This window comes from Burkholderia alba (assembly GCF_034721475.1).
GTDB classification, from domain to species: domain Bacteria; phylum Pseudomonadota; class Gammaproteobacteria; order Burkholderiales; family Burkholderiaceae; genus Burkholderia; species Burkholderia alba.
In genome coordinates this window covers 1-13,214 of sequence record NZ_JAWJWL010000007.1, presented here as the reverse complement: position 1 = coordinate 13,214, position 13,214 = coordinate 1, and the positions used below count along the sequence as shown (strand labels likewise).

Genomic DNA, 13,214 nt, shown 5'->3' with positions numbered 1-13,214 from the left:
GACGAAACGTTATAGAGGAGACGGCACCGCCACGCGGGGGCGCGGCGTCTTCGGCAAGCGCGGCGACAGTTCCGGATCGGCGTTCGCGCGCTCGGCCAGCGCATCCGCGGCGAACGTTTCGGTCGGCTGGGCGAGACCCTGCGGCGTGGCCCATTGGTCGCCGGCCGTCGTTTCCGGCGCCTGGCTGAAGTGCTCGACCAGGTGATCGATAAACGTGCGCACCTTCGCGGGCAAGTGACGACGGCTCGGATAGGCCACGTTGATCTCGACCTGCGGCAGCCGGTAATCGCCCAGCAGACGCACCAGCTTGCCGCGCGCCGTATCGCTGTCGATCAGGTAGCTCGGCAGGATCGCGATGCCCATCCCGAGCAGCGCGAACTGGCGCAGCATCTCGGTGTTGTTCGCGATGATCACGTTCGACGGCCGCACGCGGACTTCGCCTTCCGCTCCGGTGAACACCCGTTCGTCGCCCCAGTACTCGGACGGCAAACTCAGGCACGGATGCTCCATCAGATGCTCGGGGTGGGTCGGCACCCCATGCTTTTCGAGATAGCCGGGCGTCGCGCAGACGGTCATGCATCCGGTTGTCAAGCGACGCGTGACAATACTCGCGCTGCGCATCTGCCGAGCGATCACCACGCCGACATCGAAACCTTCCTCGACGAGATCGACCTGTCGATCGACCAGGGTCAGATCGGGGATAACTTTCGGGTAGCGCTGGGTATAGGTCTGCAGGACGGGCGCGAGGTTGTGCAGGCCGAACACGACCGGTGCGACGATCCGCAGCGTGCCGACCGGCTCGTGGTTGCGGGCCACCACCATCTGCTCGACGTCTTCGAGCTCGTCGAGGATCTGCCGCGCCCGCTCCAGGTAGACCTGGCCGGACTCCGTCAGCGAGAGGCTGCGGGTGGTGCGATTGAGGAGGCGCGTCCCGAGCCGGCCTTCGAGATCGGCGACGTGACGTGTGGCGACCGCGTTCGAGATATCCATTGCGCTGGCGGCTCGCGCGAAACTGCCGAGATCCGCAACCCTGACGAACACTCGCATCGACTGCAAATGATCCATAAACAACTCCTGCCGCTGTGACCGGTTACTGCTTCAAAAATATGAAGCAAATGAGTAATTCTCCTACGACAGCGAAAAAGATGCAGAGTTGCCCAACATCCCGGCCAATCTCGATAAAAACAGTCAAATATGCTCAATCCTCACAGAGATGCGGCTCAATTATTCTGTTTTAAGAAACAAAGTGACATACGGCGCTCGCGAGTCGCCTGTTTGAGAAACGCCGCGGGCCCGTCGCGACAGCCTGACTGTGGCATTCCGGTGAAAAAAATCTGATCTCCGGGGTGCTCGCGTACCGTTCCGGCCGCTTGCGAGGCCCGGTAACAAGCTGTTAAAAAGAGATACACCTGTCGCCCCGCCGTCATAAGATCATTACGGCCCCATCATTGGGCCCGGCCGCCGCCGTTAGGCGCAGCCGCCGTACCACCGCTTACCGCGCGAATCGCGAACGCCATGAAAATTGCCATCCTCGACGACTATCAGGACGCCGTCCGCAAGCTCAATTGCTTCGAGCTGCTGGCCGACCATGAAGTCAAGATCTTCAACAACACGGTGCGCGGCCTCGGGCAGCTCGCGAGCCGCCTGGCGGAAGTCGAAGCACTCGTGCTGATTCGCGAACGCACGCACATCACCTCGCAACTTCTGGCAAAGCTGCCGAATCTGCGCATGATCAGCCAGACCGGGCGCATCTCCACTCACATCGACATCGATGCCTGTACCGAGCGCGGCGTCGCGGTGCTCGAAGGCACCGGCTCGCCGATCGCACCCGCCGAGCTGACCTGGGCGCTCATCATGGCCGCCCAGCGGCGCATCCCGCAGTACGTCGCGAACCTGAAGCAGGGCGCGTGGCAGCAATCCGGGCTCAAGACCTCGGCAATGCCGCCGAACTTCGGGCTGGGCCAGGTGTTGCGCGGACAGACGCTGGCGATCTGGGGCTACGGCAAGATCGGACGGATGGTCGCCGGCTACGGCAAGGCGTTCGGGATGAACGTGCTGATCTGGGGCCGCGAGCACTCGCTCGAAGCAGCGCGCGCCGACGGCTTCGCAACGGCGGAAAGCCGCGAAGCCTTTTTCGAGCAGGCCGACATCCTGACGCTGCATCTGCGCATGCACGACGACACGCGCGGCATCGTCAAGCAAGAGGACCTGCTGCGCATGAAACCGACGTCGCTGTTCGTCAACACGAGCCGCGCCGAGCTGCTCGAGGAAAACGCGCTGGTGAATGCGCTATCGCACAACCGGCCGGGCATGGTCGCGATCGACGTCTACGAGAGCGAGCCGATCCTGCAGGGCTACAACCTGCTGCGAATGGAAAACGTGATCTGCACGCCGCACATCGGCTATGTCGAGCGTGAGAGCTACGAGCTGTATTTCAGCGCCGCGTTCCGGAACATCCTCGCGTTCGATGCGGGCGATCAGTCGAGTGTCGCGAATCCGGATGCGCTGAATCCGGGCCGGCCGCGGCGATAAACGCCCGCGCGGCTATCTTCTCGAACGAGCGCCGCCTGCGCTCGTTCGCCATCCGCCGCCGCACGTCAGCGCCCTGTTGCGCCTGCAGCCATCAGACTCGGTGCGGAAGTCAGGAAGCGCTCGCCATCGCGACGGCCGAGATCGTACGCATGCTGCATCTGAGACGGACTCGTGTAATCCCAACTGGAAATCGGCACCTTGCTCGACGGCTGCACGTACAGCCGCTGCTGTTCGCCGTGCGCGACGGTGAACATCTGCGGCCGCGGGTAGCGGCGCGTCACCATCACGAGCACCTGGCCCGGCGCCGGATCGAGCGCGCCCACCGGCACGTTGTCCACCATGCCGCCGTCGAGCACCGGCCGGCCGTCGCGCCGCAGCACCGGGGTGAACGGCGGGGTGCACGACGACTGCAGGATCAGGTCGGCAAGATCGTCGACGCGCGCGCAGTCCTGCGCGCGCACGAACTCCGGACGAAAGCCGAGCGACCGGCCGAGTGTCGGATGCAGCGTCTTGCGCACGTATTTCTCGATGTTATAGGCGACGATTCCGGCGGCCACGGCACTGCGCGCACCCAGCCAGCGCGGCACGTGCGATACGCCGATGCGGATCTCCGGCGCGTCGGCGAGCTTCTCGAAGCGTTCGCCGTAGATGTCGAGCAACGCCTGGCGATAGATCCGGTAATGCGGGAAGACCGGCTCCGCGCGCAGCAGATTGCCCCAGTACACGTTCTTCCGGTTGTGCTTGAGCGCTTGCGCGTAATAGCGCATCACCCACTGCGAGTCGCGCATGTAGAGCATGCAGGCGGTCGCGGCGCCGGCCGAGATGCCGGTGATCACGCGCGGCTTCACGTCGAGGCCCGGCTGCACGACATCCCAGAAGCCCGCCTGCCACCAACAGCGATTCCCGCCGCCCGCGAATACGACCTGATCGAACATCGGCGTGCCGCTCCTTGTGGCGGGGGTCAACTGACGAGCGCGTAAGTGGTGGTCGCATGGACCGCCATCTTGCCGTCCTCGTCGAACAGTTCGACTTCGCCGAACACCAGATTGCGGCCCATGCGCAGCACGCGCGCTGTGATCAGCACGTCGCCCTTGCGCACCGAACGCATGAAGTTCGTGTTGAGCGAGACGGTGGTCATCGGTCGGAATTCGCCGAGCGCGGCGGAAATCGCGACGACCATCGCGGTGTCGGCGGCGGCCATGAACACCTGGCCGCAGATCACACCGCCGGAGTGGCGCAGTTCGCCGGAAAACGGCAAGCGCAACGTGACGCTCTCCTCCGATATGGAGACAGGCGTCAGGGACAGGGATCGCACCCACGGCGCGAGCAGTCGATCGAGGAGATCGCGGACAGTGTTTTCGTCCATCATCGGGTACCCGGTAAAGGCCGCGCGACGGTCGCGCAGGGTGTGGGCGACATCATACCGGGACCGCGCAAACCGCGACGTGCGGTTCTCGGCGGGCGTCTTGCGGAACATTACCGGGCGGTTCCGAGAAACTTTTTTCAGGGAATTCGAAAAAAGACTAGCCAAGCCGGAAAAGTATCGGCATAATTCCGCTTCTGTTGGGGGCGTTAGCTCAGTTGGTAGAGCAGCGGACTCTTAATCCGTAGGTCGAGTGTTCGAGTCACTCACGCCCCACCAAAGAATTCAAGGACTTAGCAGCGATGCTAGGTCCTTTTTCTTTTGCTGCTCCGCTGGATATTAGACGCTGTCTAATAATCGACGCGTGAGAATGCTCCCTACACCTTGGGGCATTACCTCCTCCTCGCACTCGTCACCCCGTGACGCCGTACCCCAGTCCATAACTGTCATTTCTTGTCAAAGTCTTTCGCCATTCCTTTCGTCTTTTGCTAATCTCGGACGATTCAGGCGAACGACCCTCTCAATTAGTGGATGCGTAGAGCGGCGCACTCGCTACCACGCAGCCAACTAAACCTGAGAGACCTGCCATGAATCTCGCCGCCTCCGTGCGCGAGTTGGTATCTGCCGCGCTCGACCCCGCCAATCGCCCCGTTCGTCTGAGTTTCGGCCCGAATCAACGCGCCCTCGAACAGTCGCTAGCACTCCATCGCGTTGATATCACCGAAGGGTTCATGACTGGCCTGTATGGCCTGCTCACCTGCGTCTCATCGGACGCGAACCTCGCCGACAAAAAAATCCTCGGCCGCCCCGTCTCCGTGCAAATCGTCACCGACCGGGGGCAGTTGCAGACCATCAGCGGCATCGTCACCAAGATTCGCCCCGGACAATCGGACGGGTCGCTGACCTGTTTTCAGCTCACCATCCAGGATGCCTTGTCCGTGATGGAGAAACGCCGGAACTCGCGCATCTTCCGCAACAAAACCCTGCCCGAGATTCTTCGTGTCCTGTTAAGCGAATGGCGGCAACGCAGCCCGGCGCTGGCGAGAGCATTCGAGTTTGATCTGTCGGGGCTGAATGGCGGCCGTTATCCTTCACGGCAAGTGACCGTGCAGTCCAACGAGACCGACCGGAAATTCATCGATCGCCTTCTGCGTCGGGACGGCGTCACGATGTACGTCAAATCCGGGCCGGCGAAATCGGATGATCGACCGCGCAGCGCACAGGATGACAATCCCGTTCACACCCTGGTGTTCTGCGACGATCCCATGCGGCTCTCGCAATCTACGGCGGGAACCGTGCGATATCACCCCCGCGACGCCGCGACCGAGCTGCGCGACTCGATTACCTACTGGTCATGGATGTTCGAACTGGTGGCAGGCCGTGTCCGACGCACAAGCTGGGACTACAAGCGCGGCGAGGTTCACGAGGTGGACGACGCCAGCTCGCTCGATCAAGGCGAGGCGGGCAACGATATCGCCCGCCTCCTGTCGGACGACGTGATCGATGTGCCTCACGCCTACGACTCCTGGGACCACTACGAACAGATTGGCAGGGATCGCATGCTTGCGCATGAGCTACGTGCCGAGCGGATCGACGCAATGAGTGGCGTACGCGATCTGGGCGTGGGTCAGTGGTTCGAGGTGGAAAATCATCCCGTTGTCGATCTGCGCCGCCCCAATGAACGCCAGTTCGTCGTGACGTCGATTCATCATCGTGCCAGCAACAATCTCCCCAAGGAACTGAACGATCGGGTGCTGGCGCTGTTCGAGGCCAGCCGCCCGTTGTTTGAGGATACGCCCGCTGCATCGACCGATATCCGCCAGGGCGAGACGCGTTACGAGAACACATTCTCGTGCGTGCGCCGGGGCGTGCCGCTCACACCGGCCTACGACCCGAGCGTTGACCTGCCGCCGACGTACCTCATCACGGGCGTCGTGGTCGGGCCGCAAGGCGAGGAAATCTTCATTGATGATCTCGGCCGGGTGCGCGTGCAGATTCAGGGGCTGAAATCCGACGATCACACACACGCGCAAGGCGTCGGGACGAATGGCGACGGGACCGACAGCGCGCCTGTCCGGGTCGCCTGTGCATTGGCCGGCGCGAGCTTCGGAGCAAACATTCCGCTTCGGATCGGCATGGAAGTGCTGATCGGCAGCATCGGCGGCGACCCCGACAAGATGATCATCATCGGCGTGCTCTCGTCCGGCAAAAACCCGCCGGCCACCTTCAGCCACACCGGCGCGCTGCCGGGTAACAAATACCTGTCCGGGTTCAAGTCGAAGGAAGTCAAGGGCCAGCGCTACGGGCAGCTCCGCTTCGATGACACCCCGCAGCAAATCAGTGTTCAGTTGGCCAGCGAGCATAGCGCTGCTCAAGCTAATTTCGGTTTTCTGACCCAGCCGCGCGCCAATGGCCAGGGCGAAGCGCGAGGCGAAGGCGCCGAGTTGCGCACCGATGCCGATCTGGCCATCCGAAGCGGTCGAGCCATGCTGATTTCCGCCTGGCAACAGCTCAACGCGAGCGGCGCCCATCTGGCGCGCGACGAGTACGTCCAGCTCATGCAGGAGTGCGTCGATCTGTTCAAGAGCCTGGGCGATTACGCCGCGCAGCATCAAGGCATTGCGATGGATACGCAGCCGCACGAGGCGCTGGCCGCCACGGTGAAGAGTTGGCAGAACGGCGCGGCGTCGGGTCCATCCAGTGCACCGCAAGCGGCCATTGGCATTACGGCGCCGGAAGGGATCAGCGTCGCCACGCCGAAAACCGTGGCGACCTACGCGGGCCGCAACATCGATACGGTCGCGCAATATCACTTGCAGTACACGGCGGGCCAGCGGCTCAACCTTCAGGCGGGTCGCGGCGTCTCGATCTTTGCGCAAAGCAATGGTTTGTCGGCGATCGCGAATCAGGGCAAGGTGCTGATACAGAGTCAGGCTGACGACACACAGATCGATTCGGCGAAGAACGTTCATGTCACGGCGGCCAGCGGCAAGATCGTCGGGATGGCCAGCGAGCAGATTACCTTCACCACGTCGGGCGGTGCTTACCTGAAGATCGACGGCGCGAATATCGAGCTGGGCTGTCCCGGTTCATTCATCGTCAAGTCGGCGAGTCACACCTGGGCCGGCCCCGCCAGCATGAGCACCGATATGCCGAAGTTCGACCAGGGGACGCTCGGCCGCGTGCCGACGCTGGTGCGTCCGACCGATGGCCAGGGGGTGCAAGGCGTCCAGGCGGAAATCACCAAGGCGTCGGGCGAGCTGGTGAAGGGGCAGTCGAGCGCGACAGGCGATCTCGCGCCGATCCAGGGCAACCAGTTCGAACAGCTTGCCGTGCAATTCTTCAAAAACAAAATCTGATCGGGGAAATCAGGATGACGGACACCACCGACACGACACCGGGCACGCCGGGAAACGACCCATCAGCCTACAGCGACGGAACTGGGCTTGATCCGCGCACGCCTCCCGCTTTGTCCTCGGGCGACAGCACATCGGACCGCTATTTGGTCGCAAGCGGCAACGGCGCGACGCTGCTCAATCAGGCCAAGCTGCTGTGCATCCTGCAAATGCCGCTGCCCGGCGTGGTCATCTTTGTCCACGGCGTGAATTCGGAAGGCGAGTGGTTCGAAGCGAGCGAAGAAGGGTTGTGTGCCGGGCTGAACAGCCGGCTCGGCCGGCTGGACGATCATCTCGTCCACACGGGCAAGGCAGCAGGCCAAATGGCCTCGATGAAATACACGAAAAGTCTCACGGATGACGGGTTTATCAATCCCCGGCTGTGGTCACGCTCCTACCTTCAGCCGACCGAAGATACATTTTCTCCGGTGATCCATTTCCGTTGGGGCTACAAGGCGAACAAGGACGAGCTGAAACGATACGGCGACAAGATCTTCCTGAACGAACAGGACTACTGGGGCGGCGGCCCGTTCGCAAACGGCTGCGGTAGCCTGCCGGACCTGTGGAATCTGGGCGTCGACCCGCGCATCTTCGGTTTCCTGAACGTTCAGGGCATCAATCCGACCAACCGACCGATCTTCGAGACGCCGCCACGTTCCTACAACGTGATGGCCGCGCTCCGCCTGGCGAAGCTCATTCAGTCGATTCGGAAGGCCCAGCCGGACGTCCCGGTCACGGTGGTCTGCCATAGCCAAGGGAACATGGTCGGCATGGCCGCCGCGTTCCTCGGCGATCGACTCTCCAAGGATGCTGGCGTACGGTGCGTAGCGGATACCTATGTGCTGGCAAACCCGCCCTACAGCTTGCTGGGTACGACCAAGGGGGATGGCTCGCCAGGGATGGAGGTGTGGACGGATCGCAACGACAAGGATTCGCACGGTAACCGCGGCCGGGTAGGCAACACGGCGCGGGTCGATACGCTGAAGAAGTTCTTCGCGCTGATCGCACAGGGTAAGGATCGGGAGGATCAGCGCGATGCGCTCGACTTCCGGATGACGATGGCCAATCACCAGCCGGGCCCGGACAACCAGCCGCTGTATGACCCGGACGGGGATCGTGCCAGTTACGGCGTGCAGAATCACACCTATGGGCGCGTGACCCTGTATTCGAATCCGCACGACCAGGTGATTTCGGCGGCGCCCGTCCAGGGGATGGGATGGCGCGGCCTACGCCCGGAAGAAGTGGCCCTGGTCAAGGGCACCAGCCTGTTCACGCAGCGGGTGTTCGCCAGCGGCTGGACGGTCGGCACCAAGGAGCCCGTGACCTATTACACCTGGGAAAATGACTGGCGCTACGGGAAAGGCTCGACCAAGCTGTTCTTCTATCCGACCTCGCCACCCGCACGCTTCGATCTGGTCAAGAACCTGCGCGGCAACGAACACTGGGTCGCGAAAATTCTGAGTGTTTCCCTCGCCCCCATCCTCTACGTGGTGACGATGACAACCTCGAGTCTGGGGGTCGCGCGGGCGAACGGCGAGCCGCCCAAGGGGTGGAACGTCCTGTGCGACGCGCCGGGCCTGCCCGAGACTTTTACGCCCAAGGCGATCCGTCTCGGCAAGCCTATCGAAGAAGTACGGGACGGGACCGCCACCAGCGACTTCAATGAAGAAAACGACCCGGCAGCCGCGTACCGCAACAAGGACAAATCCGGGACGAACAGCGACGACCCCTACGACAATTTCAGACCCAGCACCAAGGATACGAAACTGCAAGACGACATGAAGGCGCAGGGCGACGTGGACAGCGAAGCGGGCCAACGCTACGAGGATCATGCGATCGCGCGGATGGAGGCGCGACACGACAACAATTCGAATTGGGTGCAAGACGGGGTCGTGGTGGGCGAAGCCGGTCCGGGTGCGCAGATGCCCGACGGCTATAAGGAATGGCGAGACAAGCAGATCGTGAACATTCTCGACAGCGCGATCAACAACCCGACGAACCATTCGACCATCATGACGAACTCGATGCACGCCAAGATGGCGCTCGCCTATGATGTGGCCATCGGAATATCCAGGCTGTCAGAAACGCAATTGAACGATTTCAGAATCGAGGCGGATTGGCGTTTCGGAAAAGGTTTAAGCGCGGACAATCCAAACAGAATTTACTTTGAATATTTTAAAGATGGCACAATGCACGGCGATTCTTTGCAAATTTGGATTAACAAAGATCCCGAGGCAACATTACCATCGGAAATTGACGATAAACGTGAAGGCGGCAAGATTCTGGTTGTCGGGGAGGTCGTATGATGTCATTGATTTCGACCTGGCCGCGACGACTGGCAGTGGCGATCGTCACAATGCTGCTGGTGGTCGGGGCGATGATGGTTCGGGCCCACTATCAGGGTGACACAGGTGTATGGAACATCGGAGAGACTATGAAACGATTGGCTGCACTACCGCTACTGGCAGGACTTGCCGTACTGGCCTTCACGACGGCCTGGTCGGCATCAACTGCACAAGCTGCAGGAGTCAAAGAATCGGCCTCCCCGACCATGACCGCACCGGCGAAACCGTTTCTTGCCCAGGTGGTGGGTCTTGAATGGATGAACCCCTTGCAGCGGCGTGATTACCCGACCGAATGGCAACTGCTGTGGACGATGGGACTCGTCAAACCGAATAAAAACGACGACATGGTGAGAAAAGATCCAAAAGGATTTTCTGCAATCCAAGCTGCGGCAGGAATTGCAGATGGCAACAATGGGCGGGAAAGTTTCGATGGCTTTTATCAAAAATACATCGAGAGCGTGTTTGTATTATTTGGAACAAAATATGTGATGAATTCGCGATATTTTTATACCGTCCAATCATCAAATCAGAAAAATTGGCGAGAGCTAGCGGGCATTCATATTGAATTGGCCATTCCAAGCAGATTAGACTCGGAAAAGGCCAAAAATTATCTCGTAAAAGAAGTCACATCTGAATTTAATATTGGCAATCAGAATTTTAAGGATCTTTGGAGTAAAAGCACGCCGCCTGACGTTCGCGTCCACGTCGGCGGCACCAATGCCGGCTTCACCTCCTTGAACGCTGCGCTCGACTATCTGCAAACGCATCCGCAAGAAAGCGTGTGGGTGATGAACTGGGACGCGCCGAGCTTCCCCCCGAAAGACCAACAGATCAACGAAAACCTCACGCTGCTGTTCCTCGCCGGCCCCGAGCTCAAGACCGAGCGCGAACCGCTCGCGTGGATCGGCAAGGCGGCAACGGGCAACGTCGGCGATTACGAGGCGAAGGTGGGCACCACGAAGGCCGTCCAGGCGTGGAAGGCGACGATCGCCGATGCGGCGCACAACGCCAATGTTGACCCGGCCAGCATTCAGTTCATCGTCCACGACGCGGGTAAAGGCAGCGACGCCGCGTCCACGCGCCTCGGATCGTTGTCGCAGACGCTGACCGAGACCCTGCCTGAATTCGATTACCCGAAACAGACGTTCAACACGTCCGCGCTGCTGGGTGAGATGGGCGCCGGCACCGCGCTGACGAATGTCGCGCTCGCGATCGGCCGGGCGAATCACTTCGGCGGCAACACCCTGGTCGCCGGCACCCATGACGCCGCGCACCCGATGGCCGTGGTGGTTGTGCCGCCGTCGAAACTCACGCCGATCGACCCCGACAAGGATTGGTTCCGCGCGCGCGGCGAAGACAACGCGTATCTGCCGTGGTGGGGCCGCCGATTCGACACGAATTACGGCGTGCAAGGCTACTCATATTGAGAGGTGACTCATGCGGGGCATGATTCGAGTGGGTGATCTGCATAGCCACGGCGGCCGGGTGGAATCGGGGGCGCCACACAGCGAAGTGATGGATCGGGCGGTCGCCCGCAAAGGGGATCGCTGTAGCTGTCCGATGCACGGTGAATGCGTGATCGTCGAGGGGGCCCCCCATTTCAGCGTGGATGGCGCCGACGCGGCCTTTCAGGGGCATAAGACATCGTGCGGTGCGACGCTGATTTCCAGCCTGCCGACATCCGGCAGAGAGTAGATAGCCCTGCGAGCGCGCGAGGCTTTGCCTGACCGGCCTCAGCCAGCAGGGGAGACTGCATCATCAAGGCGCATAAAAGTGCATAGACGAATCGGGCCGCCTATCGCCGCGCGGCCCGCGCCGGGCGGCCCGGGATGGCATGTGCATGCGCGCATAAAAATCGCTCGTTTTTGCGGGCAGGTGGGGCAAGGTCACAACTGCGCGCGCCGGGTCGATCGACATCATCTGGGCACGGCCCGCCCCCCAAACGCCTCTCCTGTACATCAGGCGGCCGGCTACAGCCCTGCGGCAGGCCCGGTATCCCCTCGGGTGTGGGCGAACCCGGCGGCGACCCTGATGCACCGTAATCCGCCGCGCTCGCGCACGAATGACGGTATGCGGTCCATCATTGACGTCTATCAATTGACGGCCGGGCTGGCGACATAGTGTCTACCTACGTTAGGTGGACACCTATGGCTGACAAACACTCAGAGTTAAGAGTAGTTCGACAAAGCAGCGACGGACGTCGCCGCTACGACGAGGGGAGCAAGCGGTTCCAACGTCTACCGTTGGCAAAGAGCGCCGACGATGACGATGAGCTGCTTCCCTGGAAAATGCCAGTCGATCTCCGCTGATCGCGCATACCTCTGGCCTGCGTTCTAAAGATTGCTCGTGTCGAAACGCTGGAGGAGCCGATATCCTTCTGCCCAGTCGTCCAGGTGACTGGCGGCGTTCAGATGCCCTCGTGCTCCGACATTGAGGAACTCGCTGCCCCAGGAGTTTGCACAAGACTGCGCATAACTGATTGCTGCGTAGGGATCGTCGTCGCTTGCGACCACGATGCTCGGAAATGGAAGCCTTACCGACGGTACAGGCGAAAATCCAATGCTATCGGCGCGAGGAAAGGCCGGTGCCGATGGATCTGGAACAGCCACGAGCAATGCCCCTCCTATGGCGGTTGTGTTTCGCACCGCCCAATGCACAACCGCAAGGCAACCGAGACTGTGAGCGACGATGATCACATCAGGGCCGAGTGCTTCCGCGTCGCGAGCAATTGCTGCCACCCACTCGTCGCAGACGGCGTGATCCCAATCTCCGACCTTCATGCGGCGCCAATATCCTGGCTTCGAATATTCCCAGATACTTTGCCAGTGCGCTGTTCCCGAATTGCCGTGGCCAGGCACGATCAGAACGCGTCGACTCATGTGTAGGTTCCTCCAGATTTGAATTCCCAGTGTAGGAACCGACGGCCTCTGACAGAATAGCCAAACCGATGAAATCGGTGTGGTACGGATTGAAAATGGCGGAATTTAGAGGGGTATTCGAATGAAACCAAAGCAGGTGGAACTGGATCGACTCGACTGGCGCATTATTGAGACGTTGCAAGTTCATGCACGCGTAACCAACACCGAGCTAGGTAAGCAGATTGGACTGTCTCAGCCAGCGGTCAGCGCCCGCATCAAGCGGCTGGAAGAGCACGGCGTGATAGAGGGTTACTCGGCGAGGGTCAATGCGGGGCTCATGGGCCGTGATGTATCCGCACTCATTCGGATACAGACGACTCACACGCAGATCACAAAATGCCTGAAGGCATTTGCAACGATGCCGGAGATCATTGAAGCACATCGCATCACGGGCGATGACTGCTTCCTCGTCCGTGTGGTAGTTCAAAAAATGAGCCAGCTAGAGAAAGCCATTGACACGCTGGCCAGATTCGGACCGGTGACCACCTCGATCGTCCTTGCCAGCTATCCACCAAAGGCGATTGGTGAGATTAAGAGTTGTTAACACAATGAGTTTTGCAAGTGTCGCCAGCAAATGACGCAGCAGGCCAGCTTCAGGAAAGCTTCATGAATGAACGCCAAGCGCTCGAAGCGGATACGCAGTCGCCGGAAGTTATGTAGC

Annotated in this window: 10 protein-coding genes, 1 tRNA gene and 1 pseudogene; 7 read left to right on the top strand and 5 right to left on the bottom strand. The window is 60.9% G+C overall.

Annotated features, from left to right (window positions below):
• Positions 1 to 9: 9 nt before the first annotated feature.
• Positions 10 to 1,065, bottom strand: a complete 1,056-nt coding sequence (locus tag RZR99_RS09455) for a LysR family transcriptional regulator (RefSeq protein ID WP_323119491.1) — start codon at positions 1,063 to 1,065, stop codon at positions 10 to 12.
• A 450-nt stretch (positions 1,066 to 1,515) separates the two neighbouring features.
• On the opposite strand from RZR99_RS09455, the gene RZR99_RS09450 reads away from it, so the two are divergent.
• Positions 1,516 to 2,532, top strand: a complete 1,017-nt coding sequence (locus tag RZR99_RS09450) for a D-2-hydroxyacid dehydrogenase family protein (RefSeq protein ID WP_323119490.1) — start codon at positions 1,516 to 1,518, stop codon at positions 2,530 to 2,532.
• Positions 2,533 to 2,597: 65 nt separating this feature from the next.
• On the opposite strand, the gene RZR99_RS09445 is transcribed toward RZR99_RS09450, so the two are convergent.
• Both RZR99_RS09445 and RZR99_RS09440 read right to left on the bottom strand, forming a co-directional pair.
• The gene (locus RZR99_RS09445; RefSeq protein ID WP_323119489.1) at positions 2,598 to 3,467 is read right to left on the bottom strand and encodes a patatin-like phospholipase family protein; all 870 of its coding nucleotides are present in this window, start codon (positions 3,465 to 3,467) and stop codon (positions 2,598 to 2,600) included.
• 26 nt (positions 3,468 to 3,493) lie between these two features.
• Positions 3,494 to 3,898, bottom strand: a complete 405-nt coding sequence (locus RZR99_RS09440) for a PaaI family thioesterase (RefSeq protein ID WP_323119729.1) — start codon at positions 3,896 to 3,898, stop codon at positions 3,494 to 3,496.
• Between the two features lie 200 nt (positions 3,899 to 4,098).
• Here RZR99_RS09440 and RZR99_RS09435 point away from each other — a divergent pair.
• The 5 genes from RZR99_RS09435 (at position 4,099) to RZR99_RS09415 (ending at position 11,330) form a co-directional block, all read left to right on the top strand.
• Positions 4,099 to 4,174: transfer RNA gene (locus RZR99_RS09435), tRNA-Lys, on the top strand.
• Positions 4,175 to 4,482: 308 nt separating this feature from the next.
• A complete protein-coding gene (locus RZR99_RS09430; RefSeq protein ID WP_323119488.1) occupies positions 4,483 to 7,254 on the top strand; it encodes a type VI secretion system Vgr family protein in 2,772 nt (923 codons plus the stop codon).
• Between the two features lie 14 nt (positions 7,255 to 7,268).
• Positions 7,269 to 9,596, top strand: a complete 2,328-nt coding sequence (locus RZR99_RS09425) for a T6SS effector phospholipase Tle3 domain-containing protein (protein ID WP_323119487.1) — start codon at positions 7,269 to 7,271, stop codon at positions 9,594 to 9,596.
• Positions 9,593 to 11,062 (top strand): virulence factor, encoded by a 1,470-nt coding sequence (locus RZR99_RS09420; protein WP_323119486.1) that lies wholly within the window; start codon positions 9,593 to 9,595, stop codon positions 11,060 to 11,062. Before RZR99_RS09425 ends, RZR99_RS09420 begins: the two co-directional genes overlap by 4 nt.
• A gap of 10 nt (positions 11,063 to 11,072) precedes the next feature.
• Complete coding sequence (locus RZR99_RS09415; RefSeq protein WP_323119485.1) at positions 11,073 to 11,330, top strand: PAAR domain-containing protein; 258 nt, start codon at positions 11,073 to 11,075, stop codon at positions 11,328 to 11,330.
• Positions 11,331 to 11,968: 638 nt separating this feature from the next.
• On the opposite strand, the gene RZR99_RS09410 is transcribed toward RZR99_RS09415, so the two are convergent.
• Positions 11,969 to 12,514, bottom strand: coding sequence for an RBBP9/YdeN family alpha/beta hydrolase (locus RZR99_RS09410; protein ID WP_323119484.1), 546 nt, complete (start codon positions 12,512 to 12,514; stop codon positions 11,969 to 11,971).
• Positions 12,515 to 12,635: 121 nt separating this feature from the next.
• On the opposite strand from RZR99_RS09410, the gene RZR99_RS09405 reads away from it, so the two are divergent.
• Complete coding sequence (locus RZR99_RS09405) at positions 12,636 to 13,097, top strand: Lrp/AsnC family transcriptional regulator (protein ID WP_323119483.1); 462 nt, start codon at positions 12,636 to 12,638, stop codon at positions 13,095 to 13,097.
• On the opposite strand, the pseudogene RZR99_RS09400 reads toward RZR99_RS09405, so the two are convergent.
• Positions 13,094 to 13,214 (bottom strand): annotated as a pseudogene (locus RZR99_RS09400) (IS5/IS1182 family transposase); the annotation flags it as partial. The gene RZR99_RS09405 and the pseudogene RZR99_RS09400 overlap by 4 nt on opposite strands.

Bases quoted from the DNA above. Each gene is read 5' to 3' on its own strand.
- RZR99_RS09455 (WP_323119491.1), bottom strand. From the start codon at position 1,065: ATGGATCATTTGCAGTCGATGCGAGTGTTCGTCAGGGTTGCGGATCTC.
- RZR99_RS09450 (WP_323119490.1), top strand. From the start codon at position 1,516: ATGAAAATTGCCATCCTCGACGACTATCAGGACGCCGTCCGCAAGCTC.
- RZR99_RS09445 (WP_323119489.1), bottom strand. From the start codon at position 3,467: ATGTTCGATCAGGTCGTATTCGCGGGCGGCGGGAATCGCTGTTGGTGG.
- RZR99_RS09440 (WP_323119729.1), bottom strand. From the start codon at position 3,898: ATGGACGAAAACACTGTCCGCGATCTCCTCGATCGACTGCTCGCGCCG.
- RZR99_RS09430 (WP_323119488.1), top strand. From the start codon at position 4,483: ATGAATCTCGCCGCCTCCGTGCGCGAGTTGGTATCTGCCGCGCTCGAC.
- RZR99_RS09425 (WP_323119487.1), top strand. From the start codon at position 7,269: ATGACGGACACCACCGACACGACACCGGGCACGCCGGGAAACGACCCA.
- RZR99_RS09420 (WP_323119486.1), top strand. From the start codon at position 9,593: ATGATGTCATTGATTTCGACCTGGCCGCGACGACTGGCAGTGGCGATC.
- RZR99_RS09415 (WP_323119485.1), top strand. From the start codon at position 11,073: ATGCGGGGCATGATTCGAGTGGGTGATCTGCATAGCCACGGCGGCCGG.
- RZR99_RS09410 (WP_323119484.1), bottom strand. From the start codon at position 12,514: ATGAGTCGACGCGTTCTGATCGTGCCTGGCCACGGCAATTCGGGAACA.
- RZR99_RS09405 (WP_323119483.1), top strand. From the start codon at position 12,636: ATGAAACCAAAGCAGGTGGAACTGGATCGACTCGACTGGCGCATTATT.